Source organism: Streptomyces sp. NPDC048349, assembly GCF_040651925.1.
Classification (GTDB): Bacteria; Actinomycetota; Actinomycetes; order Streptomycetales; family Streptomycetaceae; genus Streptomyces.
The window spans coordinates 32471-58953 of record NZ_JBEZLA010000021.1; the positions used below are offsets into that span (position 1 = coordinate 32471).

General features: G+C 70.8%; 21 protein-coding genes. 6 read left to right on the forward strand and 15 right to left on the reverse strand.

All coding sequences use genetic code 11. From position 1 onward, the window contains the following. Window positions 1-97: 97 nt before the first annotated feature. From AB0D44_RS14295 to AB0D44_RS14305, 3 genes are all read right to left on the reverse strand, one after another. A complete protein-coding gene (locus tag AB0D44_RS14295; RefSeq protein ID WP_362589489.1) occupies window positions 98-1234 on the reverse strand; it encodes an MFS transporter in 1137 nt (378 codons plus the stop codon). A 170-nt stretch (window positions 1235-1404) separates the two neighbouring features. Beyond that, window positions 1405-2358 carry an EamA family transporter gene (locus tag AB0D44_RS14300; protein WP_362589492.1) on the reverse strand — a complete coding sequence of 318 codons (954 nt, stop codon included), beginning with the start codon at window positions 2356-2358 and terminating at the stop codon, window positions 1405-1407. 57 nt (window positions 2359-2415) lie between these two features. Continuing rightward, window positions 2416-3057, reverse strand: a complete 642-nt coding sequence (locus tag AB0D44_RS14305; protein WP_362589495.1) for a disulfide bond formation protein DsbA — start codon at window positions 3055-3057, stop codon at window positions 2416-2418. A 265-nt stretch (window positions 3058-3322) separates the two neighbouring features. On the opposite strand from AB0D44_RS14305, the gene AB0D44_RS14310 reads away from it, so the two are divergent. Beyond that, window positions 3323-4198 carry a LysR family transcriptional regulator gene (locus AB0D44_RS14310; protein WP_362589498.1) on the forward strand — a complete coding sequence of 292 codons (876 nt, stop codon included), beginning with the start codon at window positions 3323-3325 and terminating at the stop codon, window positions 4196-4198. Between the two features lie 87 nt (window positions 4199-4285). On the opposite strand, the gene metF is transcribed toward AB0D44_RS14310, so the two are convergent. The 11 genes from metF to AB0D44_RS14365 all read right to left on the reverse strand — a co-directional run bounded on the left by metF (window position 4286) and on the right by AB0D44_RS14365 (window position 17308). Beyond that, complete coding sequence (gene metF / locus AB0D44_RS14315) at window positions 4286-5188, reverse strand: methylenetetrahydrofolate reductase [NAD(P)H] (RefSeq protein WP_362589638.1); 903 nt, start codon at window positions 5186-5188, stop codon at window positions 4286-4288. Beyond that, window positions 5185-6168: a carbohydrate kinase family protein gene (locus AB0D44_RS14320; protein WP_362589501.1), complete on the reverse strand. Its 984-nt coding sequence runs from the start codon at window positions 6166-6168 to the stop codon at window positions 5185-5187. Before AB0D44_RS14320 ends, metF begins: the two co-directional genes overlap by 4 nt. 2 nt (window positions 6169-6170) lie before the next feature. Further along, window positions 6171-7394: a methionine adenosyltransferase gene (metK, locus tag AB0D44_RS14325; protein WP_362589504.1), complete on the reverse strand. Its 1224-nt coding sequence runs from the start codon at window positions 7392-7394 to the stop codon at window positions 6171-6173. Window positions 7395-7498: 104 nt separating this feature from the next. Continuing rightward, the gene (locus AB0D44_RS14330) at window positions 7499-8221 is read right to left on the reverse strand and encodes a HemK2/MTQ2 family protein methyltransferase (RefSeq protein WP_362589507.1); all 723 of its coding nucleotides are present in this window, start codon (window positions 8219-8221) and stop codon (window positions 7499-7501) included. Window positions 8222-8297: 76 nt separating this feature from the next. Next, window positions 8298-9257 (reverse strand): pseudouridine-5'-phosphate glycosidase, encoded by a 960-nt coding sequence (locus AB0D44_RS14335; RefSeq protein WP_362589510.1) that lies wholly within the window; start codon window positions 9255-9257, stop codon window positions 8298-8300. Between the two features lie 9 nt (window positions 9258-9266). Then, window positions 9267-13355, reverse strand: coding sequence for an amino acid adenylation domain-containing protein (locus AB0D44_RS14340; RefSeq protein WP_362589513.1), 4089 nt, complete (start codon window positions 13353-13355; stop codon window positions 9267-9269). A gap of 132 nt (window positions 13356-13487) precedes the next feature. Further along, window positions 13488-14171: an NAD(P)H-dependent oxidoreductase gene (locus AB0D44_RS14345; protein WP_362589515.1), complete on the reverse strand. Its 684-nt coding sequence runs from the start codon at window positions 14169-14171 to the stop codon at window positions 13488-13490. A gap of 90 nt (window positions 14172-14261) precedes the next feature. Next, window positions 14262-14933 (reverse strand): uracil phosphoribosyltransferase, encoded by a 672-nt coding sequence (gene upp, locus AB0D44_RS14350; protein ID WP_362589517.1) that lies wholly within the window; start codon window positions 14931-14933, stop codon window positions 14262-14264. After that, window positions 14933-15634 (reverse strand): phosphoribosylanthranilate isomerase, encoded by a 702-nt coding sequence (locus AB0D44_RS14355; protein WP_362589520.1) that lies wholly within the window; start codon window positions 15632-15634, stop codon window positions 14933-14935. The genes upp and AB0D44_RS14355 overlap by 1 nt, the downstream gene beginning before the upstream one ends. A gap of 90 nt (window positions 15635-15724) precedes the next feature. Next, the gene (locus AB0D44_RS14360) at window positions 15725-16417 is read right to left on the reverse strand and encodes a type 1 glutamine amidotransferase domain-containing protein (RefSeq protein WP_362589523.1); all 693 of its coding nucleotides are present in this window, start codon (window positions 16415-16417) and stop codon (window positions 15725-15727) included. A gap of 111 nt (window positions 16418-16528) precedes the next feature. Beyond that, a complete protein-coding gene (locus AB0D44_RS14365) occupies window positions 16529-17308 on the reverse strand; it encodes an alpha/beta hydrolase (protein WP_362589526.1) in 780 nt (259 codons plus the stop codon). Between the two features lie 650 nt (window positions 17309-17958). On the opposite strand from AB0D44_RS14365, the gene AB0D44_RS14370 reads away from it, so the two are divergent. Next, window positions 17959-18819 carry a helix-turn-helix transcriptional regulator gene (locus AB0D44_RS14370; RefSeq protein ID WP_362589529.1) on the forward strand — a complete coding sequence of 287 codons (861 nt, stop codon included), beginning with the start codon at window positions 17959-17961 and terminating at the stop codon, window positions 18817-18819. Window positions 18820-18845: 26 nt separating this feature from the next. On the opposite strand, the gene AB0D44_RS14375 is transcribed toward AB0D44_RS14370, so the two are convergent. After that, entirely contained in the window at window positions 18846-19307 is a 462-nt protein-coding gene (locus AB0D44_RS14375; RefSeq protein WP_362589532.1) for a hypothetical protein, read from the reverse strand. A gap of 1124 nt (window positions 19308-20431) precedes the next feature. On the opposite strand from AB0D44_RS14375, the gene AB0D44_RS14380 reads away from it, so the two are divergent. From AB0D44_RS14380 to AB0D44_RS14395, 4 genes are all read left to right on the forward strand, one after another. Next, entirely contained in the window at window positions 20432-22378 is a 1947-nt protein-coding gene (locus AB0D44_RS14380; protein ID WP_362589535.1) for an acyl-CoA dehydrogenase family protein, read from the forward strand. Window positions 22379-22443: 65 nt separating this feature from the next. Then, window positions 22444-23757, forward strand: a complete 1314-nt coding sequence (locus tag AB0D44_RS14385; RefSeq protein ID WP_362589537.1) for a hypothetical protein — start codon at window positions 22444-22446, stop codon at window positions 23755-23757. A 20-nt stretch (window positions 23758-23777) separates the two neighbouring features. Continuing rightward, a complete protein-coding gene (gene dxr, locus AB0D44_RS14390) occupies window positions 23778-25031 on the forward strand; it encodes a 1-deoxy-D-xylulose-5-phosphate reductoisomerase (RefSeq protein WP_362589539.1) in 1254 nt (417 codons plus the stop codon). Beyond that, on the forward strand, window positions 25028-26329 hold the full coding sequence (locus AB0D44_RS14395; RefSeq protein WP_362589542.1) for a site-2 protease family protein: 1302 nt from the start codon (window positions 25028-25030) through the stop codon (window positions 26327-26329). The genes dxr and AB0D44_RS14395 overlap by 4 nt, the downstream gene beginning before the upstream one ends. Window positions 26330-26483 lie beyond the last annotated feature (154 nt).

The window sequence follows — 26483 nt, forward strand, 5'->3', positions numbered from 1 at the left end:
CGGATCGCCGCGGCGGGGGTGTGCGCGACGTCCGCTCCCGAGTCCCGCCCTCAGCGCGAGGGCAGGACCGGGACCACGCTTCGGTGGTCGGGAGGGGTCAGCTCGCAGCCGCGGTCCGGCGGCCGGTGACGGCGCGGAGGATCACGGCGAGAGCCACCAGGACGATGCCGAACCAGATGACGCTCGAGACGCCCACGTGGTCCGCGAACAGGCCGCCGATGAGGGCGCCCAGGGCGATGCAGGTGTTGTAGGCCATGGTGTTGAGCGACATCGCGGCCTCGAAGGTCTCGGGAGCCGCCGAGAGCGTCATGTTGATCTGGCTGAGCTGGACGACACCGAAGGCGAGGCCCCACAGGACCATGGCGGCGATCACGCCGATGTTGTTCGTGCCGGTGGTCAGCAGCATGACGAGTGCGGCGATCAGAATCAGGCCGCCCACGATGAAGCTGCCCCGCAGGCTCTTGTTGACGGTCTGGCCGCCGATGAAGTTGCCGATCGCGCCGCCGATACCGAAGACGATGAGGACGACGGTGATGAAGCCGACGGTGGCGGACGCACTTTCCTCCAGGTAGGGACGGACGAAGGTGTAGGCACCGAAGTGGCCGAGGACGAAGAAGACGACCATGACCAGGACCACGCGCAGCGGCACGTTCTTGACGGGCAGTCCGAAGACCTCGCGGACCGAGACCGCGTTGGCCGAGGGCAGCGACGGAATCGTGAAGGCGACCGCGAGGAACACCAGGGCGCTGAGGCCGGCCCAGATGAGGAAGGTGGCGCGCCAGTCGCTGGCGCTCTCCAGCAGGGTGCCGAGCGGGATGCCGACGACGGTGGCGATCGAAATGCCGGACATCACGACGGCGGCGGCCCGGTTGGCGTGCTTCTCGGGGACGATGCGCATGGCCATGCTGACGCCGATGGCCCAGAAGACGCCGCTGGCGAAGCCCATGATCAGGCGGGTGCCCAGGATCAGCGGGTAGTTCGGGGCGATCGAGGTGATCAGGTTGCCGACGGCCAGGACGGCCAGCAGCGTGGTCAGCAGCCGGCGCCGGTTGACGCGCCGGGTCCATGCCACGATGAACGGCACGCCGAGACCGGCTGCGACACCCTGCGCCGTGACCATGAGGCCGGCCGCGCCCACGGAGACGTGCAGGCTCTCGCTGAGCGGGGTGAGCAGGCCGATCGGCATCAGTTCGGTGGTGAGGAAGACGAACAGACTGGCGGTGATGGCAGCCACACCCAGCCATCCCCGGGTCGGGGACACCTGCTTCTGTGGCGCGACGGGGGTGCTTGTCTCTTCTTGAATGGTCATGTCATCTCTCCGGATGTGGTCAGGCGTGGTACGCGCATGCCTCGTGGCGCTGGGGTCCAGCGGGGAAGTCACGGCGTGGGGAGGTGCGCCCGCCGTTATCCGCTGCGTTCCTGTTCCAGAGCGGGGTGGTCGGGGAGGTGCGAGTCGGTGGTGCGGGGCGGAGCCGAGGGGGTCTCCTCGGACTTCGGTTTGGGTGGGCGCGGTTGGCCGAGCACGACCGCCAGGAGGATGACGGCCATGCCGACGATCTGCAGGGCGGACAGCGTCTGGTCCTTGACGAAGTAGCCCAGCAGGGTCGCCACGACCGGGCTGCCCAGCGCGAGGAAGGAGACCGCCACGGCCGGCAGGCGTTCGATGCCCCGGAACCAGACGATGTAGCTCAGGACCGCGCCCAGGGTGATGAGGTAGGTGAACCCGATGACGTTGGACCCGGTGAGACCGTTGGGAAGGTCTTCCAGCGAGAGCCAGAACGGCAGCAGGACCAGGCCGCCCGCCGTGAGTTGCCACCCGGTGAACGTGAGCAGGCTGACGCCCTCCGGCCTGCCCCACCGTTTGGTCAGTGTGATGCCCGAGGCCATGCACAGGGCCCCGCCGACCGCGGCGAGGACTCCGATGGCGTCGAGGGACGCCGCGCCTTTGAAGACGAGCAGTACCACGCCCCCGGTGCCCATCGCGCAGGCCAGGGCGTGGACGGCTCTGATCCTGTCACCGAGGAAGAGGGCGGCGAGGATCACGACGAACATGGGCTGTGCCGACATGATCATGGCGGCGATGCCGCCCGGAAGCCGGTAGGCCGCGACGAAGAGCAAGAAGTTGAAGGCGCCGATGTTCAGTACGCCCAGCACCAGCGCTCGCCACCACCAGATGCCGGCGGGCAGCTTGCGACCGAGGGCCAGCAGGAACAGGCCGCCCGGCAGGGCCCGCATGGTGGTTGCCAGGAGCGGGCGGTCCGGTGGCAGCAGCTCGGTGGTGACCAGGTAGGTGCTGCCCCAGATGGCCGGAGCCAGGCCGGTCAGGGCCGCCGTGAGTCCGTTCTGTCTGCTCTTCATCTTGCCTCAAATCCCGTGGGAATCACCGTGGTTCGCGATGTCCGTCCGCCGTCCGGCTCAGTCGAAGATCGGGTCGCGGTCGCGGCCGCGCTTCAGCTCGAAGAAGCCGTCGGTGCTCGCCACGGCAAGCACGCCGTCCCAGAGCGTTCCGGCGGCTTCGCCACGGGGGGCGGGGGTGAGCACGGGGCCGAAGAACGCCAGCGGCTTTCCGTCGGGGCCGGGCACGTGGATCACGGGGGTGCCGACCTCCGAACCGACCGGGTCCATCCCCTCGTGGTGCTCGGCCCGCAACGGCTCGTCCCAGGAGGTGTCGTCCGCGGCCTCGATCAGGTCGGCGGGCAGACCCGCCTCCTCCAGGGCGGCGCGGATCATGTCGTGGCCGAGCCCGGCCTTCTCCTGGTGGATCAGCCGGCCCATGGCGTTGTAGAGGGGGCGCAGCACCTCGTTGCCGTGCCGCTCCTGTGCCGCGATGCACACGCGCACGCAGGCCCAGCCGTCGATCATGCCCTGGCGGTACTTCTCCGGGACCTCGCGGCCCTGGTTGAGGACCGACAGGCTCATGATGTGGAAACGGGTCTCCAGCGGCCGGACCTGCTCCACCTCCAGCATCCAGCGCGAGGTGATCCACGCCCAGGGGCAGCGGGGGTCCACCCATATGTCGGCGACGGTCGTCTCGGTACGGGATGGTGCGGTGCTCATGGCGGTCGCTCGTCCTTTCGGTGTCACGGGCGCGAGGGCGCGCCAAGGCATGCCTCGGCGGTGTGCGCCCAGATGCGAGAGGTAGGGGGAGACAGCAGCGGAAGCGCGGCCCCGGCATGCCGGAGGAGCCCCGATCGGGGCCCCGCCCGGCGCAGTTGGCCCGAGGACGTTCCCGACGTCTGCGTTGTCACCAGTGTCGGGCCGGGGGCATCAATGAGTCCAACACATGCTTGTCACGTGATGGATCTCGTATCACGATGGATCCATGGAGCTCCAGCAGATGCGGTACGTGATCGCCGTGGCCGAGACGAACAGCTTCACGAGGGCTGCCCAGCGCTGCCTGGTGGTCCAGTCGGCGCTCAGCCACCAGATCGCGCGCCTGGAGAAGGAATTGGGTGCGAGGCTCTTCGAACGCACCAGCCGCCGGGTCCGGTTGACCCCGGCGGGCGCCGCGTTCCTGCCCGCCGCCCGCCAGTGCCTGGACGCGGCGGAGCGGGCCGCCGCCGAAGTCGCGGCGGCCGTGGGGGAGGTGCGCGGACGCCTCGCGGTGGGGCTCATCCCCACCGTCGCAGCCGTGGACATCCCCCACGTCCTCAAGGACTTCCACCAGCGCCATCCGAAGGCCCGGATCAGTCTCAGTGTGGGAGCGAGCGACGAGCTCGTCGAGCGGGTCAGGCAGGGTGAGCTCGAGGTGGCCTTCCTCGGCATCCCGGTCACGGCCCGTCCCCGGGGCGTCATGGCCCGGGAGATGGCCCGGGAGCGGCTGGTCGCCGTGGTCTCCCCGGACCACCCGCTCGCCGGCGAGACCTCCGTCGACCTGCGCAGGCTGTCCTCGGAGGTGTTCGTGGACCTCCCGGCGAAGACCGCCGGCCGCGCCCAGTCCGATCTGGCCTTCACCGCCGCCGGCCTCACCCGCGAGGTCGCCTTCGAGGTGACCAACGCGGACTACCTGGCCCGTCTGGTCGGCGCGGGCCTCGGCGTGGCCCTGCTCCCGCCCGCGTACGTGGCGGGCCTGACCGGGATGGCCACGATCGAGGTGACGGACGCGCCGTCACGCGCCGAGTACGTGATCTGGGGCCGGGAGAGCCGTACGCCGGCGGCCGCGGCCTTCCTGGAGCTGTTGGGCATCGAGGAGGAGTGAACGGGCGCGCGGACGAGCCGGGGGCGGCTCCCGCCCGTTTCGGGTGGGAGCCGCCCCCGGCTCGTCTTCGACCGCCCCGGCAGGGGCTCAGGCCCGGACCGCCAGGGCGCGTTCGGCCAGGCCGGAGCCGAGCAGCGCGCGGTGGATCTCCGAGGTCGCGGTGGACCGGTTGAGCGTGATGTAGTGCAGGCCGGGAGCGCCTTCGGCCAGCAGCCGCTCGGCCATCGCCACCGCATGGTCGACGCCGATCCGCCGCCCCGCCGATCCGCCGCCCGAGGCCTCCAGTTGCCGGGCCAGCGCCTCGGGGAACGTGGCCCCGCTCAGCTCGGCGAACCGGGCGATCTGACGGGCGTCCGTGGCCGGCATGATCGCGGGGATGATCGGGATGTCGCACCCCGCCGCCACGACCCGGTCCCGCAGCCGCAGGTAGTCCTCGGCCCGGAAGAACATCTGGGTGACGGCGTAGTCCGCGCCCGCCCGGCACTTGGCCACGAAGTGCCGGACGTCGGACTCCCAGTCGGGGGAGCGCGGGTGGCGCTCGGGGAACGCGGCCACGCCGACGCTGAACTCCCCCGATTCGCGCACCAGCCGCACCAGCTCCCAGGCGTGGGAGAAGCCGCGCGGGTGCGGGATCCAGGGCGCGTTCGGGTCGCCCGGCGGGTCCCCCCGCAGAGCCAGGACGTCCCGGACACCGGCGTCCGCGTACTGGCCGATCACGTGTCGCAGTTCGGAGACCGAGTGCGCCACCGCCGTCAGGTGGGCCACCGGGCGCAGTGTCGTCTCCGCGGCGATCCGCTTCGTCAGTTCGACGGTGCGGTCACGGGAGGACCCCCCGGCCCCGTAGGTGACCGAGACGAAGCTCGGGGCGAACGCCTCGATGCGGCGGATCGCCTGCCACAGGCCGGCCGTGCCCGCCTCCGTCCGGGGCGGAAAGAACTCGAAGGAGAACGAGGGCGCCCCGGTGGAGAGGAGTTCGCGCAGCCCCGTCACGCCGGCTCCCCCGGCCACGCGCCGATCTCCGCCGCAGCCTCGGCCCCGTACGCCCGGTGCAGCCGCTCCGACAGGTCCCACGCAAGCAGCTTGTACTCCTGGGTGCCGAAGGACTCCAGGACGATCGTGGCCACGGCGCAGCCCAGTTGGGCCGCCCGGCGGTGCGGCAGCCCCCGGGAGAGGCCCGCGAGGAAGCCGGCCCGGAAGGCGTCGCCCACCCCGGTGGGGTCCGTGGCCCGGTCCGTCGCGACGGCGGGCACGTGCTCGGCCGGCCCGTCGGCGGTCAGGATCGAGACCCCGTCCGCGCCCCGGGTGACGATCCACACGCCCACCCGCGACAGCACCTCGGCCTCGCTCCACCCGGCCCGCTGTTGCAGCAGCGCGCTCTCGTACGCGTTGGTGAAGAGGAACCGGGCCCCGTCCACGAGCAGCCGGACCGACTCCTGGTCGAGGCGCGCCAGTTGCTGCGAGGGATCGGCCGCGACCGGGATGCCGGCGGCGTGCGCCGCCCTGGTGTGGCGGACCATCGCCTCCGGCACGTCGGGGGCGACCAGGACGAGGTCCAGGGCGCCGACGCGGTCCACGACCTCGGCCAGGTCGATCTCCTGGGCCTCCACCATGGCACCCGGGTAGAACGAGGCGATCTGGTTGTGGTCGACATCGGTCGTGCACATGAAGCGGGCGGTATGGCGCCTGGGGCTGAGCCTGACCGATCCGGTGTCCACGCCGGAGGCGCGCAACTGGACGTCGTACTCGGCGAAGTCCGTGCCGGCCGCGCCGACCAGCACCGGGGCCAGCCCGAGCTGGCCCAGCCCGAAGCAGATGTTCGCGGCCACGCCGCCCCGGCGCACCTGGAGGTCGTCCACGAGGAACGACAGGGAGATCGTTGCCAGGCTCTCGGGGATGATCTGCTCGGCGAAACGCCCCGGGAAGGTCGCCAGGTGGTCGGTGGCGATGGATCCGGTGACGGCGATGTCCATGATCACATCCCAGCGGCCGCGCGGAGGGCCTGGGCGCGGTCGGTGCGCTCCCAGGTGAAGTCCGGCAGCTCGCGGCCGAAGTGGCCGTAGGCGGCGGTCTGGGCGTAGATCGGGCGCAGCAGGTCGAGGTCGCGGATGATGGCGGCCGGGCGGAGGTCGAAGACCTCGGCGATGGCGTCCTCGATCTTGTGGGTGTCGACCTTGGCGGTGCCGAAGGTCTCGACGAACAGGCCGACGGGCTCGGCCTTGCCGATCGCGTAGGCGACCTGGACCTCGCAGCGCGAGGCGAGGCCGGCGGCGACGACGTTCTTGGCGACCCAGCGCATCGCGTAGGCGGCCGAGCGGTCGACCTTGGAGGGGTCCTTGCCGGAGAAGGCGCCGCCGCCGTGGCGGGCCATGCCGCCGTACGTGTCGATGATGATCTTGCGGCCGGTCAGGCCGGCGTCGCCCATCGGGCCGCCGATCTCGAAGCGGCCGGTCGGGTTCACGAGCAGGCGGTAGCCCTCGGTGTTCAGCTTGATGCCGTCCTCGGCCAGCTGGGCCAGCACGTGCTCGACCACGTGCCGTCGGATGTCCGGGGCCAGCAGGGCGTCGAGGTCGATGCCGCTCGCGTGCTGCGAGGAGACGACCACCGTGTCCAGACGGACCGGGGTCTCCCCGTCGTACTCGATGGTGACCTGGGTCTTCCCGTCGGGACGCAGGTACGGGATCGTCCCGTTCTTGCGCACCTCGGACAGCCGGCGCGACAGCCGGTGCGCCACCTCGATCGGCAGCGGCATCAGGTTGGGGGTCTCGTCGGTGGCGTAGCCGAACATCAGGCCCTGGTCGCCGGCGCCCTGCTTGTCGAGCTCGTCGCCCTCCTCACCTGCGGCGGCACCCTCGACCCGGCTCTCGTAGGCGGTGTCGACGCCCTGCGCGATGTCCGGGGACTGCGCGCCGATGGACACCGAGACCCCGCAGGAGGCGCCGTCGAAACCCTTGGCGGAGGAGTCGTAGCCGATCTCCAGGACGGCCTCGCGCACCAGCGCAGGAATGTCGGCCCAGGCGGAGGTGGTCACCTCGCCTGCCACATGCACCTGGCCGGTGGTGATGAGGGTTTCCACCGCCACCCGGGACCGCGGGTCTTGGGCGAGCAGGGCGTCGAGGACGGTGTCGCTGATCCGGTCGGCGATCTTGTCGGGATGACCCTCGGTCACCGATTCGGAGGTGAACAGACGGTGGGACACGGGGTGGCGCTCCTGTCGTACGGACGGGCGTGGATGGGAACCGGCGGGGCACGTGCCCCCGGGCCGGGGCCTCCCGCTGGGGAGGCCCCGGTGGGTGTCCGGGATCAGGACAGGCGGTGCACGGTGAACTCGACCGGTACGTCGAAGACGGGCCGGGTGGTGGAGAAGACCACCTCGTGGCCGAAGCCCTCGTCGGCCACCAGCTTTTCGAAGTACTCCACGTCGCCCATGGTGCTGAAGAAGAGGATCATGCGACCCTTCTCCGTCAGGTGGGCGCGGGCCTCGCGGAAGAAGCGGGTCAGCGCCTGGTAGCCGGCATCGGTACCCGCTACGTCCGCGTAGTCGTTGGCGGCGAACCACTGGAACGGCGGGTTGAAGACGATCAGGTCGAAGCGGCCTTCGACCGCATTGAAGACATCGCTCTCGCGCGCCTCGACGCGGTCGGCGACCCCGTTCAGCTCCGCGTTGACACGGACGGCGGCCACGGCGTGCGGGTTGAGGTCCACCGCCAGGACCTCGGCGCCCTTCTTGGCGGCGATCAGGGCCAGCGAACCGCTGCCGGTGCCCATGTCGAGGACCCGGTCACCCGGTTCGACCTCGGCGAAGACCGCGCCGCCGAGCATCGGGGACACCGGGCAGGGCGTCATGACCTGCGAGGGGACCCGCAGGGTCAGGCCCAGGAACGGGTGGGTCTGCTCGCCCTCCTCGCCGCCGCCGTACGCGGCCATGGCCTGGCGCAGTTCCTTGATCTCCTTCACCCGTTCCTCGGATACGAGCGGGCGGTAGGACTCGGCTTCGGACGTGGACTGCTGGTCGAGCTTCGTCATGGTGACGTATCCATTCGTGTGTGGTGCGAGAGGAAACGCGTGCGGTGGGTAGAGGGGGGTGCGGGGAGGGCGTCTGTCAGCCGGACAGGGACCCGGCCCGGAGCCGGGCGTGCGCCGCGGCCAGCCGGCCGCCGACCTCGGCCGTGCTGATGAGCACGGCCATGTTGGCCTTGGACGAGCGGCCTCCCGTGGCCGCGTCCACCGCACGCATCAGGTACTTCGTGATCGCCTGGCCCCGGATGCCGTCCCGGTCGGCTGCGGCCATGGCCTCGGTGATCGCGGCGTCGACCTCGTCGCTGTCGATCGCCTCCTCCGGCCGGACCGGCGTGGTGATCAGGAACGAGCTGTTGTTGCCGAGCGCCCAGTGGTTCTCGATCGACCGGGCGATCACCTCGTCGTCGTCCAGCCGCAACGGGCTGCGGAAACCGCTGGACACGCAGTAGAACGCGGGGAAGTCGTCCGACCGGTACGAGACCACCGGTACGCACTGGGTCTCCAGGTACTCCAGCGTCAGGCCGAGGTCCAGGATCTTCTTCCCGCCGGCGCACACCATCGCGACCTTGGAGCGGGTGAACTGGATCAGGTCGGAGGACACGTCCATGGTCTTGTCCGCGCCCCGGTGCACCCCGCCGATGCCGGCCGAGGAGAGGAACGCGATCCCCGCCAGTTCGGCCGCCACCAGGGTGGAGGCGACCGTCAGCGCGCCCATCCGGCCCTGTGCCAGGACGACGGGCATGTCCCGGCTGCTGACCTTGGGGATGCCCGGAGTCGAGGCGAACCGGTCTATGTCCGCGTCGGTCATGCCGACCACGATCTTGCCGCCTTCGACGGCGATCGTGGCCGGGACCGAGCCGCCCGCCCGGACGGCCTCCTCGACCTTGCGGGCGGTCGCGGCGTTGTCCGGGTACGGCAGGCCGTGGGTGATGACGTTGGACTCCAGCGCCACCACCGGGCGGCCTTCGTGGAGCGCGTCGGCCACCTCGGCACTGAAGGCGAGGGGGATGTCCTTGTGGGGAAGCGAGGTCGTGGTTTTCACAGCCGTCTCTCAGTCGGTGTCGGGGCCGTAGTTCGGTACCTTCCCGAGGATGTGTCTGCGGTTGACGATCTCCGGGATGTAGACCTCCTCGTTCCAGAGCTCCTTGTCGACCGACTCGACCGCGATCGACACCACTCCCTCGTCGCAGCCGAAGGCGTTGGTGACCGCCTTGGTCACCGCCGCCACCAGCTCGGACTGCTGCTCGTCGCTGAGTGCCATCGGAAAGTGCTTGATGTTGACGTGCGGCATGACGGTGTCCTTCCGGATGTTCAGGCGCCGGCGGATGGCCGTCGCGAGCTCGTCGATGTCCGGCGCCCTGAGCAGGGAGTAGTGGTCGGCCTCCAACTCGACGACGGTCGGCGGGGCGGAGGAGTAACCGCTGCTGCCGTCGAGGAACGAGTACTCGTCCCCCTGCGCCTTGAAGATGGTGATGGGCGCCGAGATCCGTCGCTCCCGCAGTTCGCGGAAGGTGTAGCTGAACTCGAAGGTCGTCCCGACGACACGGATGATCCGGCGCACCAGGCCGGCGTCGAGGTCGGGGAGGTTCTCGCTGATGAAGCGGACGAAACCCTCGTCGTCCTTGACCACGGCGAGGCACTTCTCCAGCAGGGGACCGCTGATCGTGCCCGTGAAGACGGAGAAGAGGATCGTCACGTAGGCCCTGTTGGCATAGGTGGCGACACGCTCCTCGCCGGCCGCGCCGTCCGTGCGGACCTTGGGCGAGCCGGGGGCGATCAGGAAGACGTGGTCGACGGTGTGGCCGGCCTGCTCCAGCCGGTACGCGGCCTCGAAGGCGACCCTGGCTCCGAAGGAGTAGCCCCACAAGGTGTAGGGCCCCTCCGGCTGCCGGCTCGTGATGGCCTTCACGTCCTCGGCCGCCATTTCCCGGATCGTCTCGTACGGCATCTCGCCCGGGTTGATCCCGTACGCCTGCACCCCGAGGAACGGCCGGTCCTTGCCCATCCGCTCGCCCAGGAGCCGCAGGTTCATCGGATAGCCGCCCAGACCGGGCCAGCAGTGGACGGGGCGTCCGGAGCCCTCCGCTTGCAAGGGGACCAGGCGCGAGGTGTCGCTCGTCGACTCGCCCGTGATCCGGCGGGCCAGCCCCTCCACGGTCGGCGAGGTGAAGATGACCTCGAGCGGAAGGTCGGCCCCGAACGTCCGGTTGATCCGGTTGATCAGGCTGACGGCGAGCAGCGAGTTGCCGCCGCAGGCGAAGAAGTCGTCCTGCACGGAGACGCTCTCCTGCTTCATCGCCTGCTTCCACAGCGCGACCACCCGGCGTTCGGTCTCGTTGCGCGGAGCCACGAAGGGACGGTCGGCCGCCCCCACCTCGACCTTGTCGGAGACGGCCAGCGCCTTGAGGTCGATCTTGCCGTTGGCGGTGGTCGGCAGCGCGTCGAGGATGACGACCTTGTTCGGGATCATGTAGTCCGGCAGGTAGTTGACGAGGTCGTCGCGGATCAGCTCCGCGGGCCCCCGCATGTGGACCACGTCCTCCCGCATGCCTTCGTGCCGCCGCTGCTCCTGGCTCACCCGGCCGCCGACGAAGAAGTACGAGGCGCCGCCGGGCCGGCCGAGCTCGCGCAGCACGCCGTCGATCCGCCGGGCGCTGGGCAGGTCGTCGCCGCCCTGCGAGCTGTAGCCCGAGGACATGAAGCCGATGTCGAGGTCGTTCATCGACAGGCGCTGGAGCGTGCGGCCGAGGTCGATGTAGCGCCGCCACTCCTGTGGGCTGCGGCTGATCACCGAGATACCGAAGCCCGCCCGGTCGTAGACCGCCTGGTTGATCGCGATGACGTGCTTGCGCAGGATCAGGTCCGGGGAGACGAAGCGCAGCCGGTCGCCCTCGTAGACGTACTGCCCCGACGGCCGGTCCAGCCCCCTGCCGGGATGGATCTGCACGTACAGGTCGATGTCCTCGTCCGTGCGGGGCCCCCGGTAGGGCACCCAGTCGAAGGCGCCGAGGTAGTGGTCCTTGCGGGAGACCCGCAGCGCGGCCTTGACCTCCGGGACGAACGGGGCGGCTTCGATGTCGAGGCCGTACTGCGGCAGGACCTCCTCGAGGAGTCCGACCATGTGGCCGGCCTCGATCTCCAGGACCTCCCGGATGTTCTTCTTGTAGACGGGTTCGATGGCATCGCGCCGGCCCAGGAAGTGGGCCCGGATCCGGGGGCCCGCGGCTGCGTCCCGCGCCTCGGGGGTCTCGGGGGTCTCGGAGATCAGCACCAGCTGGTGGTTGACCGGGTGGTGGTAGTGGATGCCCGAGCGGATTCCCGGGAAGCCGCTGATCTCCAGGTACAGCTGGGTGGCATAGAGGGAACCGGGTGAGGCGTAGGCGTACTTGGGAAGCAGCCGCTCCGGGCTCAGGTGCTGCCCGAGGTTCCGCAGGATCGCGCCGAGTCCGTCGCTGTCCAGCTCCGCGAGGTCCCGCCCGCGTACGGCGGCGGGGCGGCGGGCCAGCAGCTTCAGCAGGTCGGCCTCCGTCACCGGGGCGCCGCCCTCGTAGAAGCGGTAGGTCTTGCGGGCGAAGGCGAGGCTGCGCTGCTCCGGCGTGGGCGTGCGACCGGGCAGGTCGAGGACGGGGAGGCCGGCGAGCTCGGCTGCGGACCGTATGCCCGGGTTCGACAGCTGGGCCTTGACCTGGAGCTTGCTCTCCTTGGACTGGTGGTGCGCGCCGTGGCTCCCCTGGTCCATCAGGGCGGCTTCCTTCGGGTCGAGTTCGACGCACGCGATCAGGTTCTGGAAGCCCGTCCTCGGGTCGTCCTTGACCAGCACGGCCGCGTGCCGGACCCAGTCGTGCGTCTCGATGGCGAGCCTGATCTCGTCGAGCTCCACACGGAACCCGCGCAGCTTGACCTGGTTGTCGGCCCGGCCGGTGAACTGGAGGGTGCCGTCGGCGTTCCAGTAGGCCAGGTCGCCGGTCCGGAAGAGCCGTCCGGAACCGAACGGGTTGTCCGTGAAACGCTGCTCGGTCAGATCGGGCCGGTGCAGGTAGCCGCGTGCGACCTGGATGCCGCCGATGTACAGCTCGCCGATCTCGCCCACGGCCAGTTCGGTCAGGCCGGGGCCGAGGACGTGGTACTCGGTGGCGTCGACCGGGGAGCCGATGGAGATCGAGTTGGGCCCCTCGCCGACGGTGGACTTGGCCACGGTGAAGGACGACGAGTTGATCGTGCACTCGGTCGGCCCGTAGAGGTTGACCAGCTCGCACCCGGGGAGGGTCTCCAGGAAGGTGCGCGCCAAGGGCTTCGAGAGGGCCTCGCCGCCGGTGAAGACCTGCTCCAGCGAGCCGCAGGAGTCGAACTCCTGCGTGTCCAGAAGGGCTTGGAGCAGCGTCGGGACGCACTGGAGCGTGGTCACGGAGTGGGTCTTGACCGCGTGCACCAGCCGTTCGGCGTCCCGGTGGATGCCGGTTCCGCCCATGACGACGAGGGAGCCGACGGCCGGGGCGAGGATCTCCCACTGGGCGGCGTCGAAGCTGATCGGCGTCTTCTGCAGGATGACCCGGGTGCCGTCGATGCCGTGGGCCGCCCGCAGCCAGGACATCTGGCTGGCGATGCTCCGGTGCTCGATCATGACGCCCTTGGGCCGGCCGGTGCTGCCCGAGGTGTAGATGACGTAGGCCAGCGAGTCGGGGGCGATGTCGACGTCCGTGCCGGGGGCTGCCTCGCGGGCTTCCTCGACCCGGACGATCACCGTGTCCGCAGGGGCCAGAGCGGACAGGCGCTCGACGAGGTGGCCCTGGGCGACGATCACCTTCGTGCCCGAGTGCTCGATCATGTAGCGCAGGCGCTCTTCCGGGTACTCCGGGGCGAGCGGCAGATAGGCGCCGCCGGCGAACAGGATGCCCCACACCCCGATCATCAGGTCGGACGAGGGCTCGATGAACAGCCCGACGCAGTGGTCGGCGCCCACGCCGAGGTCCCGTAGGTGCCCTGCCAGTCCTCGGCTTCTGCCCACCAGCCCGGCGTAGGTCACGCGCTCGTCGCCGCTGATCACCGCCGTGTCGTCGGGGCGTTCGGCGGCGGTGCGCAGGAGCAGTTCGGGCAGCGACGGGCGGGTGGCCGGGGTCCGGTCAGACGCGTCGGTGGTCATGTGAGTCCCCCTGGGTGTGCGTGTGTGCCGTGTGGTGGGCGGGCTTGGGTGGTCACCCGCCCGTGACGAACACTCGGCCGGCGCGCGGACCGGCCGGGTGTTCCGGGGCCGTACCGAGGCACTGACCGGTGATCACCGGTCGGCGTCGGCCGCCCGGCCCCTTCGCAGTGCGTCGGCGACCTCGAGCATGCGGCGGGTCTGGTGGGCGATGGCGGCGAGGTTGTCCTCGGTGACGTTCTCCGCCAGCCGGCCGGCGATCGCCTGCCGGCCCGAGACGGAGCTGACGCCGTACGGGTTGCCGTTGCTGGGCGCCGTCATGATGTCGTCGGTGATGCCGGGCGGCACGATGATCCCGCCCCAGTGGTAGAAGACGGTGTTCAGCGACAGGATCGTCGCCTCCTGGCCGCCGTGCGGGGCGCCCGTCGAGGTGAACGACGACATGACCTTGCCCGACAGGCCCCCGCGCGCGTTGAGGGGCCAGGCGAGGTCGATGAAGTGCTTGAGCGGCGCGGGGATCATGCCGAACCGGCCGGGGCCGCCCAGCAGGATCGCGTCGGCCCAGTCGAGGTCGTCGGCGGTGGCGGTGGGGATGTGCGCGATGGCCTCGGCGTTCTCCCGCCACGCCTCGGTCCACTCGGTGAACTCGGGGGCCAGGGACGCGTCGACGTACTCGGCGACCCGGCGCAGCCGGACCTCGGCGCCCGTCTTCGCGGCGGCCTCCTCGGCGGCCACGGCGAGTTTGTGGATGTTGCCGGTGCCCGAGTAGTAGACGATCGAAATCTTCGTCGTCGACGGGGATGTGTCGGCGCTGGACACGGGAGTGTGCTCCTTAGTGCGGTGGTCGAAGGGCCGGAGCGGCGGGGTTCCGGGGGTCCGGAACCCGGCCCGCTCCGACAGGGACGGCGCTCACGCCGGGGTGTCGGTCCCGAAGTAGCGATCGCCGAAGTCACCGATGCCGGGAAGCATGAACGCGTGCTCGTTGAGGCGCTCCTCGATGGAGGAGGTCACGATCCGCACCTCGGGGTGACGGTCGTGGACGACCTTGATCCCCTCGGGGGCCGAGAGCAGGTTCACGAAGACGATGTGCTCCTCGGGAACGCCGTGGTCGAGCAGCACGCCGATCGCGGCCAGCGCGGTGCCGCCGGTGGCGAGCATGGGGTCGAGGAGCAGCACGTGGCCCCGGTCGATGCCGGCGGGCAGCGCCGCGTAGTGCAGGTGCGGGAGTTTGGTGACCTTGTCCCGCTGGATCAGGATCTTGCCCAGGCGGGTCTCGGGCGCCATCACGCGCAGCTCGGACTCCATGCTGTCGCCGGCCCGGGCGATGGAGACGCCGTAGACCTGCGAGGCCAGGGACAGGCCGTGGTAGGTCCGGCCGACCGGAGTGCGGACGTCGCGGGGCTCGTAGGGGAGCAGGTCCAGCGCGGCGTCCAGGAGCCCGCGGATGATCCGGTTGGCGGCGGGCACGAAGTCCTCCCGCTTGGCCTGGTGGTCGCGGACGACCGCGTGCAGGGCGCGCAGCCGGTTGGTCTGGGGCAGCAGGTGGACCACGCCCCGCAGCGGCTCGGTTCGCGTGGTCATCAGGACCCGTTCCGCCCGTCCTCGGCGGCGACCCGGGCGAAGGCGGCGCGGGCCTCCTGGACGAAGGTGCGCACCTTCTGGCGGTCCTTGCGCCGGGTGGCGGGGTCCTCCAGGCCGGTGTGCGCGTCCACGGCGGCGGGGCGGACGGCCTCGATGGCAGCCGCGACGTTCTCCGGGGTGAGCCCGCCGGCCAGCATCAGGGGCTTCGGGGAGATCCGGACGAGTTCGGCGCTGACGCCCCAGTCGTGGGTCAGCCCGGTCGCCCCCTTGGCGCCGGTGGCCGGGTTGAAGCTGTCGGTGATGAACATGTCGACCCACTCGGCGGAGGTCTCGACGATCTCGCGGAGCTCGTCGATGTTGTCCGTCTTCACGACGAGGCTCTTGAGGACGTAGAGGTCCGGGGCCAGCGTGCGCAGCCGGCGCAGCTCGGCGGGGGTCACGTCGCCGTGGAGCTGGATCGCACCGACGCCCATGTCGGCGCAGAAGCCGGCGATCTCGTCGGCATCGGTCAGGTAGGTGATGATGACGCCCTTGTTTTCGGGCTGGATCGCCTTGACGATGGCGGCGGCCTCGGCCTCCGACAGGTCCTCGTTCTTGGCGGGAAGGCGCAGGGCGAAGCCGAGCCAGTCCGCGCCCTCCTCGATGATGAGGTCGGCCTCGGACTGGTCGATGACGCCCGCGACCTGGATCAAGCCGTACATGTCTGCCTCCTTGGGCCCCGGCGGTGCGAGTCGGGGCCGGTCTGCGATGGGATTCGTCCGGTGACGACGGCGGTGGAACCGGGGACCGCCTCAGCGGGCGGCGGCGGCCCGTGCGAGCTCGGCGACGACGAGCCGCGCCAAGGGGGCGGCGGAGGCGGGGTTCTGCCCCGTCATGACCCGGCCGTCGCTCTCGGTGTGGGCCTCGTACATGGGTGCCTTGGCGTGCAGCGCCCCGGTCTCCTTCAGCCGGTCCTCGAGGAGGAAGGGCATGACCTCGACGAGACCCAGCGAGTTCTCCTCCTCGTTGCTGAAGGAGGCGACGCGCTTGCCGCGCACGAGCGGGGTTCCGTCCGGCAGGCGCAGGTTGAGGAGCGCGGCCGGGCCGTGGCAGACGGCGGAGACGACGCCGCCCCGGCCGTGGATGTCCATGGCGATGCGGGCCAGGTCGGGAGAGTCGGGAAAGTCCCACATGGCGCCGTGGCCGCCGACGTAGAAGATCGCGGAGTACTCCGAGGGGTCCACGTCGGCCGCTCGGCGGGTCGCCACGAGCTTGGCCTTGACGGTCTCGTCGGCCAGGAAGCCGATGATCTCCGGGTCGTTCTCCTCGCCGTCGAAGACGACGGCCGGCGGCTCGCCGCCGCGCACGGAGACGAAGTCGACCTCGTGCCCGGCGCCGATGAAGACGTTGTAGGGGTGGGCCGCCTCGGAGACGCTGTATCCCGTCCGGTTGCCGGTGTCCCCCAGGGTCTCGTGGCTGCTGACGGCGAGCAGGATCTTGGCCATGCTTCCTCCTGGAATCGCTGCGGAGTGCTCCGCGGGTGGTCGGGTGCGATCGCCGGGCGGCGGGGCGGCGCCCGGGACGGTGGTGAGGGGCCGGATCGTGCCCGGCGGGTGTCAGGCCTTGTGAATGAAGTCCTGGACGAGCTTCACGAACTCGACCGGCTTCTCGAAGATCACCATGTGGCCGCTGTCGATCTCGGTGTAGGACGAGTTCGGGATGGCGGCGGCCAGTTCGCGGGAGTGCTCGGCCGGCACTGCGGCGTCCGGGTACGGGGCCAGGACGAGGGTTTCGGCCTCGACCTTCCCGACCAGGTCGCGGATGTCCACCTGGACGAGCAGTTCGAGCTGGCGGATACGGCCGCTGGAGGGGCTCAGCTCGGCGCCGAGGTTCTCGACGTCGCTCAGGCTGGGCTGGCTGCGGATGAAGCGCGGGCTGAAGGCGGTGGTGCTGAGCACACGGCCGAAGGCCTTCGCGTCGTGCTTCTGGCTCAGGGTCAGACCGATCAGGTTCTGGATGTAGAGGTCCGACTTGACCAGGCCGCCGACGGGGACCAGGCGGCGGACGAGCGCGGGGTGACGGGCGGCGGTGGCGGCGACGATGGCCCCGCCGAGCGAGAAGCCCACCAGGTCCACCGGGCCGAGACCGGCGTGCTCGATCACGGCGGCGACCTCGTCGGCGAGCTGCTCGACGGTCAGCGGCGAGCCGTCGTCCGTCGCCGTCTCGCTGCCGGACAGCTCGGGAAGGATGACGGTGTTGCGGCGGGCGAACTCCTCGAGGAGGTGGCCGAAGGTGACTTGGCCGCCCTTGCCCACGCCGTGCACCAGCAGCAGGGCCGGGCCCTCGCCGGTCACGGTGTAGTGGATGCGCGAGTTACCGACGGAGATCGTGGGCATGACAGATCGCCTCCTGTGACGACGTGAGAAAAGAAATGCGCGGGCGCGCGAAATCGGAAAGCGGGACGGAAGGGCGCGCGGCGGATTACGTCGGCCCAAAGCGGATGGGAGTGGACGCGTGCCGCCGTGTTCCGCCGGATGCAGATGCACGGGAAATTCGACAAACGCCGTCCGGCTTCGCCGGGAGGAAGTCGGACGGATGGTGCGGGGACCGGATGGCGGCCGGCCGTAACACCCGGGAGATCCGGCGTTGTTGCACCGGTCTTCGGGCGGAGCGCGGCGCAGTAGCGCCGCGGACGCGATGTGTTCGGAGACCGGGGAGGAGGCGTCCCCGAGCTTGCGCCCCCTCCCTGATCACCTGAAGATGAATTTATCTACTTCCGCTGATCCAGTCAAGCTCCTGGATCGCTCGAGGACGGCTCGAGAACGGCTCGATGCGCCGCTGCTCCCCGAGGGGTGTGCGACGGCCCCGGAGGGAGATCGGCGAACATGGGAAAAATCGTGACAGGCGAGGCGCAGTGCGGGCGGCATAACCGAGTGCGGGCGCGCTCTGGTGATGTTCACGAACGTATGCCGATATCTCGGATGTCAAGACCTTCCCCTGGCGGGGCACTAGAATCCCTTGAACCCTCACCTTGTGGAGCATGCCTATGCCCGACCGTGTCTTCGACGGCGGTAAGTTGCGTGACCGTCGTGTCATCAAACGCCTGTCGCAGGCCGCTCTGGCCGAGGGGCTTCATGTGAAGGTGAACGCCGTCTATCGCTGGGAGAACGGCCTGGCGGCTCCTCCGCCGGAGCGATTGTCGGCGATCGCCGCATTCCTGGATGCCGATCTGGATGAACTCTTTCCCCGCAGTGAATCGCCGAATCTCGCCGATCTCAGGTGCGACGCGGGGATGACCCAGTCGGACACGGCGCGGTACACCAACACCTCGTCACCGATGCCGGTACGGGCCGCGGAACAGGGCAAGCGGCCGCTGTCCGACCAGGCGGTGACGGCGCTGGCCGCCGCCTACAACGTGACCCGCGCCGAACTGCTCGCCGCGCAGCGGCGTTCCTTCGGGCAGCCCGAAGAGCCGCAGGAGGCGCCCTCGGCCGACGGCGCGCGCGTGGCCCGCAAGTTGGAGTCGCTGCGCACCGAGGTCTACGGAGGGGCGGCGCCCTCGGACGCGCACCTCGCGTCCGAGGGGAACCGGAAGAGCGGTTCCACGGCGCTCACCGAGGCGATGGTCCGGGCCCTGCGTGCCGGCGAGGTCGCCGAACCGCAGGACGACGCTCTCGATGCCCTGGCGCTCGCCTTCGACGTGCCGCCGGTCTACTTCCGGCAGGACGAGCCGGAGGTCGACGCCCTGATCCTGTCGGCCCGGGCCGTGCGCAACAAGTTCACCGTGATGGTCGCGCGCGGTGCGGGCAGGGAGATGCCCAAGGAATCCTGGGACCAGCTCCGCGACTTCATCGGCGAGACGATGGGGGAGATCCTGGCCGATGACGCGGACGGACGCTCGGCGTAACCGGCTCGGCCGGCGGCTGCCGGGATTCACGGCCGGGCAGGGGCTCCGCCACTGTGCGGCGCGGCGCGCGGCGGCCGGCCCCCGCTGAAGGACGGGGGCGTTAGCCTCTGGCCGATGAGCCGTGCCACGTGGTCGGCGCGCAGTTCGATGAGCGCGTCGTGGTCCGAGGGCCCGGTCGTCGAGAGCCCACCGTCCGGCGCCACCAGGCGTGCCCGCAGAACGTCGGGCGATCTGACGATGCCGGTGTTGTCCCCGGCCCAGAGGTGCACCAGCTGGTGCACCTTTAACTCGAGTTCGTCGGACGGCGAGCGGCCCTTGGGGTGGAGGATCAGGTCGACCGGACGTGTGTCGTGCCGGACGAGGAGCCCGCACACGCCGTCGAGTCCGGTCAGGTGGTCGGGGATCGGTTTCATGACGACCTGCCGGCCGCTGGCCTCCGCGATGTTCGCGACCAGCTGGTCGAAGTCGAAGGGGTCCGGGAGCGGCATCGAAGCGAGCAGACGCTCACTTTCCTGTTCGGCTTGAAAGTGCAGTCGGTTGGCGCGCGGATGGGGGTAGAATCCGGTTACGCTTCCGGTTTTTGGATTGGGGCGGCGGCTTCGATTCATTCCGTGGATCCGGCCCCCATGGACTGCCGCCGACCGTCGATCCCTCTTGCCGGTCTCCGGCGCCAGGTTTGTGATCGGCTTACCTTGGGCATGGTGCATTCCCCCTCTGTGCACGGCTGCTTGCGGCGTCGTACGGGCGCGCGAGCGTAGTTTCCTCACGTTGTCGACGTGGTGGCAACCTAGATGTCGCATGCGTCGGTGACGTGAGCATTGGTTCCAGGTGAACGAATTGCCGGCCCGTCCGAGGCGGGCATGACCGGAGCAGGGCTCACGAATTCCGTCGCGGACGTGTGGTGAGCGCGGCGTGATGGCGGAAACCCCGTCGCGGCAGCTCATGGTCGAACCTTCGGGCGGCGAAGTTCGCTTACGGCCTGGCTATCGGCGCGGGAGTCCCCGCATCTCGCGCCTGTTGGGCGCGAGGCGTCCCAGACCGGCATGGCGAGTAAGTCGTGGTGGTGCCCCCGTTGGTACACACGCTAGATCGCTCCCCCCTGAGTGTGCCGGCCGACCTCGCTTCGGCGCGTACACCGAGGTTCGATCTTGCCGCAGCCACGATAAATGTCAGACATCCGCTGTGGAGAGACGTTCGGAAATTTGTCCGAAACTGACCAGGTGTCGAGCGGCGAAGTTCGGCGTCGGCCCGCCGGCCCGTGTCGGAATCGGCCACATCGCGTCCGGGCGCCGCCCGGCAGGCCGCAGGGAGCCGGCCGGGCTGCGGCGCGGGGAACGACGCCGCCGGTGCTCCCGGCCCCGTTCCCACGGCAGGACGGGTGAGGGAGGATGCGGCGAGAGGGGGCCGGGTGGGTGAAGATGTCGGCCGAAATCACCGTACGTTTCTGCAGGTGAGAGAAAAACCGCAGGTCAGGGGCGGCTGTCGGGGGTCCGTCGGGCAGGGGCTGCGGCCGTCCCCTTTTCCGTCCCGCCCACATTGGGTACGACTCCCAGGTAGCACCGGCTGGTAATCCGGTGAACCCACCCGACTCGGCGGCGAGGTGAGTCCCCCCATGTCCGCAACACAGCCCGCACAGCAGCCCAAGGTGACCGAGCGCGAGGCACGGCAGGTCGCGGAAGCGGCCCGGGAATCGGACTGGCGCAAGCCCAGCTTCGCCAAGGAGCTCTTCCTCGGCAGACTGCGCCTCGACCTGATCCACCCCCACCCGCTCCCCGCGGACGAGGACGTCCGGCGCGGCGAGGCGTTCCTGGCCCGGCTGCGGGCCTTCTGCGAGACGCAGATCGACGGAGCGCGCATCGAGCGCGAGGCGAAGATCCCCGACGAGACCGTGCGCGGGCTCAAGGAGCTCGGCGCGCTCGGCATGAAGATCGACCCGAAGTACGGCGGCCTCGGCCTCACCCAGGTCTACTACAACAAGGCGCTCGCCCTCGTCGGCTCCGTCAGCCCCGCCATCGGCGCCCTGCTCTCCGCCCACCAGTCCATCGGCGTTCCGCAGCCGCTGAAGATCTTCGGCACGCAGGAGCAGAAGGACGCCTACCTGCCGCGCTGCGCCACCACCGCCATCAGCGCCTTCCTGCTCACCGAGCCCGACGTGGGCTCCGACCCGGCGCGGCTGGCCACCACGGCGGTCCCGGACGGGGAGGACGCGTACGTCCTCGACGGGGTGAAGCTGTGGACCACGAACGGGGTGGTCGCCGACCTGCTCGTGGTGATGGCCCGGGTGCCCAGGAGCGAGGACCACCGCGGCGGGATCACCGCGTTCGTCGTCGAGGCCGACTCGCCGGGGATCACCGTCGAGCACCGCAACGCCTTCATGGGCCTGCGCGGTCTGGAGAACGGCGTCACCCGCTTCCACCGGGTCCGGGTCCCCGCGGCGCAGCGCATCGGCGCCGAGGGCGCCGGCCTCAAGATCGCCCTGACCACGCTCAACACCGGACGGCTGTCGCTGCCCGCGATGTGCGTCGGCGCCGGCAAGTGGTGTCTGAAGATCGCCCGCGAGTGGTCGGGGGTGCGCGAGCAGTGGGGCCGGCCGGTGGCACGCCACGAGGCCGTGGGCGCCAAGATCTCCTTCATCGCCGCCACCACCTTCGCCCTCGAGTCCGTCGTCGACCTGGCCTCGCAGATGGCCGACGAGGACCGCAACGACATCCGCATCGAGGCGGCCCTCGCCAAGCTGTACGGCTCGGAGATGGCCTGCCTGATGGCCGACGAGCTGGTCCAGATTCGCGGCGGCCGCGGGTTCGAGACCGCCGAATCCCTCGCCGCCCGCGGCGAACGCGCCGTACCGGCCGAGCAGATGCTCCGCGACCTGCGCATCAACCGGATCTTCGAGGGCTCGACCGAGATCATGCACCTGCTGATCGCCCGCGAGGCCGTCGACGCCCACCTTTCCGTCGCGGGCGACCTGATCGACCCCGACAAGGACCTCGGCGACAAGGCCCGGGCGGGCGCCCGCGCCGCCGGGTTCTACGCCCGCTGGCTGCCCAGGCTGGCCACCGGCGCCGGCCAGGTGCCCGGGACGTACCGGGCCTTCCACCCCGCGGGCCACCCGGACCTCGCCACCCACCTGCGCTACGTCGAGCGGGGCGCCCGCCGGCTGGCCCGGTCGACGTTCTACGCCATGTCCCGCTGGCAGGGCCGGATGGAGACCAAGCAGGGCTTCCTCGGCCGGATCGTCGACATCGGCGCCGAGTTCTTCGCGATGAGCGCGGCCTGCGTCCGCGCGGAGCACCTGCGCGCCACCGGCGACCACGGCCGCGAGGCGTACCAGCTGGCCGACGCCTTCTGCCGGCAGTCCAGGATCCGGGTCGAGGAGCTCTTCGGCCGGCTGTGGACCAACACCGACGCCGTCGACGGCAAGGTCGTCGAGGGCGTGCTGAGCGGCACCTACACCTGGCTGGAGGAGGGCGTCCTCGACCCCTCCGGCGACGGCCCCTGGATCGCGGACGCCTCTCCCGGCCCCTCGTCCCGGGAAAACGTGCACCGCCCCCTCCGCTGACCTGCGATCATCGACAGTAGTCGGACTGCTGTACGGGTACGGGTACGAGCGCGAGGCGGGCTGCGATGTCGACGGCCGTGGAAGACCGCAACAGCCGGCGGCTGGCCTGGTGCGTGGCGCACGTCCTGCGCCACGCACCGGACCACGTGGCCGCCGGGCTCCTGGACCGTCTGGAGCGCCACGATCCGGCGGCGCGCAAGTACCTGTGCCGCGACGAATGGCTGCCCGCCTCGGCCGTCACCCTCCTGCTGCGCGACGGCAGCCCGCAGGACCGGCACTTCATCGCCCGCAACCCCCGCGTGGTCGGACGGCCGCTGCCCGGCCTGCCCGGCCCCGCGCGGTACGCGGCCCGCCCGGGGCCCTCCCCCGAGCTGCTGGCGGAGGTCGGACCCGGACCCTTCGGCCAAGGCGAGCTGGTCGCGCTGCTGCGCCGGCACGGCCGCCGCCCGCGGATCCCCCTCACCCTGCTGCGCATGCCGCACGACCCCCTCGACCGGGAGCTGCTGCTGCGCGAGCACGCCCGCGCGCCGCTGCCGCCCGGAGCCGTCGAGGCCCTGCTGCTGGCCGGCGGCCTGCCCCGGGAGACCTGCCAGGCGCTGCTGGACACCCGCACGCAGGACACCCGCGGGCGCTCCTGGCACCGGCCCGCCGTACGGGCCGTCCGCATGGGGCTGCTCACCTTCCAGGAGCTCGTCACCCACGTCGCGCCCGCGCACCGGACCCTGCTGCTCGCGTCCCTCCACGAGACCAGCGGCCTGCGCTGGACCCTGCCCGAACGGGCGGGCATGCAGACCGCCGTGATACGGGCCCTGCGCCCGCTGGGCGACGATCCCCGGCTCTGGGCGGAGCTGCTGCGGCACGCCCACGCCTTCCGCGGCGCCCTGCCCGAGCTCGTGACCGGGGTCGTCTGCGACACCCTGGCCGAGCCCGCTGCCGGACCGCCGGTTCCCGGGCTCGCCGCTGCCGTGGGCCGGCTGGCCCCGAAGGCCGCCGAGCCGTTCGGGGGCGTGGAGCGCGAGCTGGCCCTGGCGAGCCTCGGAGTGCCGATGGAATCCGTCCAGGAGGACGTCCGGTGGGTGCGGGACTGCCTGGCCCGCGGGCTGCTCACCGGCGAGGACGTGATCCGCCACAAGCTGCCCGCCTGCTGGGCCCTGGACGAGGACCACTGGCTGGGGGAGGTGGACCACCCCGACCGCCACGACCGGCCGGAGCCGGTGCTCGCCGCCCGGGCCGAAGCCGACCGGCTGTTCGCGGTGGCCCTCGGCGAGGACCCCGAAGCCTGGTGGCGCGTCGCCCGTACCCTCCCCGACTTCGGCGGAACGCTTCCGCACCTCCTGCTGCGCGTCACGGAAGGGGGCTCCGTGTCGGGCCGCTCCTGAGTTGCGGCAACAATGGGGGGATGAGCGACAGTCCAGCCCCCCTCGCCGATCCGCACCTCCTCTTCGACCCCGCGGCCGGCCCCCGGGACATCGTCATCCTCGGGTCCACCGGGTCCATCGGCACCCAGGCCATCGACCTCGCCCTGCGCAACCCGGACCGGTTCCGGGTGACCGCGCTGTCCGCCGCCGGCGGACGCGTCGACCTGCTGGCCGAGCAGGCCCGGCGGCTCGGGGTCACGACGGTGGCCGTCGCCCGCGAGGACGTCGTACCGGCACTGAAGGAGGCGCTGAGCGCGCGCTACGGGGCGTCCGAGCCCCTGCCCGAGATCCTGGCCGGCCCCGACGCCGCGGCCGAGCTGGCAGCCTCCGAGTGCCACACCGTCCTCAACGGCATCACCGGTTCCATCGGCCTCGCGCCCACCCTCGCCGCGCTGCGGGCGGGCCGCACCCTGGCCCTCGCCAACAAGGAGTCGCTGATCGTCGGCGGGCCCCTGGTGAAGGCCCTGGCGCAGCCCGGCCAGATCATCCCCGTGGACTCCGAGCACGCGGCGCTCTTCCAGGCGCTCGCCGCCGGGACCCGGGCCGACGTGCGCAAGCTCGTGGTCACGGCCTCCGGCGGGCCCTTCCGCGGCCGCACCCGCGCCGAACTGGCCGCCGTCACCGTGCAGGACGCGCTCGCGCACCCGACCTGGGCCATGGGGCCGGTGATCACGGTCAACAGCGCCACGCTGGTCAACAAGGGGCTCGAGGTCATCGAGGCGCACCTGCTCTACGACATCCCCTTCGACCGCATCGAGGTCGTGGTCCACCCGCAGTCCTACGTGCACTCGATGGTCGAGTTCACCGACGGCTCCACGCTCGCCCAGGCCACCCCGCCGGACATGCGCGGCCCCATCGCGATCGGCCTCGGCTGGCCCCAGCGGGTCCCGGACGCCGCCCCCGCCTTCGACTGGAGCAAGGCCTCCACCTGGGAGTTCTTCCCGCTGGACACCGAGGCCTTCCCCGCCGTGGGCCTGGCCCGGCACGTGGGCACCCTCGGCGGCACCGCCCCGGCCGTCTTCAACGCGGCCAACGAGGAGTGCGTGGAGGCGTTCCTGGCAGGTCGGCTGCCGTTCACGGCAATCATGGATACCGTCTCTGCCGTGGTCGACGAGCACGGGACGCCCGGATCGGGAACTTCCCTGACGGTCGGGGACGTCCTGGAAGCAGAAGCCTGGGCCAGGGCCCGGGCGCGGGAGATGGCGGCGCGGGCCGCCGTGGAGGCGGGCGCATGACACTGCTGATGACGGTGGTCGGGGTCGTGATCTTCGCGGTGGGCCTGCTGGTCTCCATCGCCTGGCACGAGCTCGGACACCTCTCCACGGCCAAGCTGTTCGGCATCCGGGTGCCGCAGTACATGGTGGGCTTCGGCCCGACGATCTGGTCGCGGAGGAAGGGCGAGACCGAGTACGGGATCAAGGCCATTCCGATGGGCGGCTACATCCGCATGATCGGGATGTTCCCGCCCGGCGAGGACGGCAAGGTCACCGCCCGGTCGACGTCACCGTTCCGGTCGATGATCGAGGACGCGCGCTCGGCGGCGTACGAGGAGCTCCAGCCCGGCGACGAGAGCCGGCTCTTCTACACGCGCAAGCCGTGGAAGCGCGTCATCGTGATGTTCGCCGGCCCCTTCATGAACCTCGTCCTGGCCGTGGCGATCTTCCTCACCACCCTGATGACCTTCGGGCTGAACACCCAGACCACGACCGTCGCCACCGTCTCGGACTGCGTCATCCAGCAGAGCGAGAAGCGCGACAAGTGCGCCCCGGGGGACCCGGCCGCCCCCGCCAAGGCGGCGGGCCTCAAGGCGGGCGACAAGATCATCGCCTTCAACGGCCGCCCGGTCCACGACTGGTCGGCCCTGCAGAAGGACATCCGCGCCACCGTCGGCCCCGCCACGATCACCGTCGAGCGGGCCGGCGAGAAGGTCGGCCTCACGGCGAACCTGATCGAGAACAAGGTCGCCAAGACCGACGGCGACGGCACGTACGTCAAGGACCAGTACGTGACGGCCGGCTTCCTCGGCTTCGCCCCCGCCTCGGGCTACGTCCCGCAGTCCTTCGGCCAGTCCGTCGACCGCATGGGCGAGATGATGGCGGCCGGCGTGCAGTCGCTGATCGACCTGCCGTCCAAGGTCCCGGACCTGTGGAACGCGGCCTTCAACGGCGCCGAGCGCGCCCAGGACAGCCCCATGGGCGTGGTCGGGGCGGCACGGGTCAGCGGGGAGATCTTCACCCTCGACATCCCCGCCCAGCACCAGCTGGTGTTCTTCCTCAACCTGCTGGCCGGCTTCAACCTCTCGCTGTTCCTGTTCAACATGCTGCCGCTGCTCCCGCTCGACGGCGGGCACATCGCGGGCGCCCTGTGGGAGTCGGTCCGGCGCACCGTGGCCCGCGTCTTCCGGCGCCCCGACCCCGGCCCCTTCGACGTGGCCAAGCTGATGCCGGTCGCCTACGTGGTGGCCGGGCTCTTCATCTGCTTCACCCTGCTGGTCATGGTCGCGGACGTGGTGAACCCCATCAAGATCACCTGAGCCGTGCGGGCCCCGCCCGGGGCCTACACGACGCACCGGGGAGCCGGGCACGCATCGTGCCCGGCTCCCTACGTTCGGGTGGCGCGCCCCCTCGGATGCGAGGGCCGCACCGTGATTGGCGTAATCTCGAAGCCTGGAGCCCGCCGATCTCGGG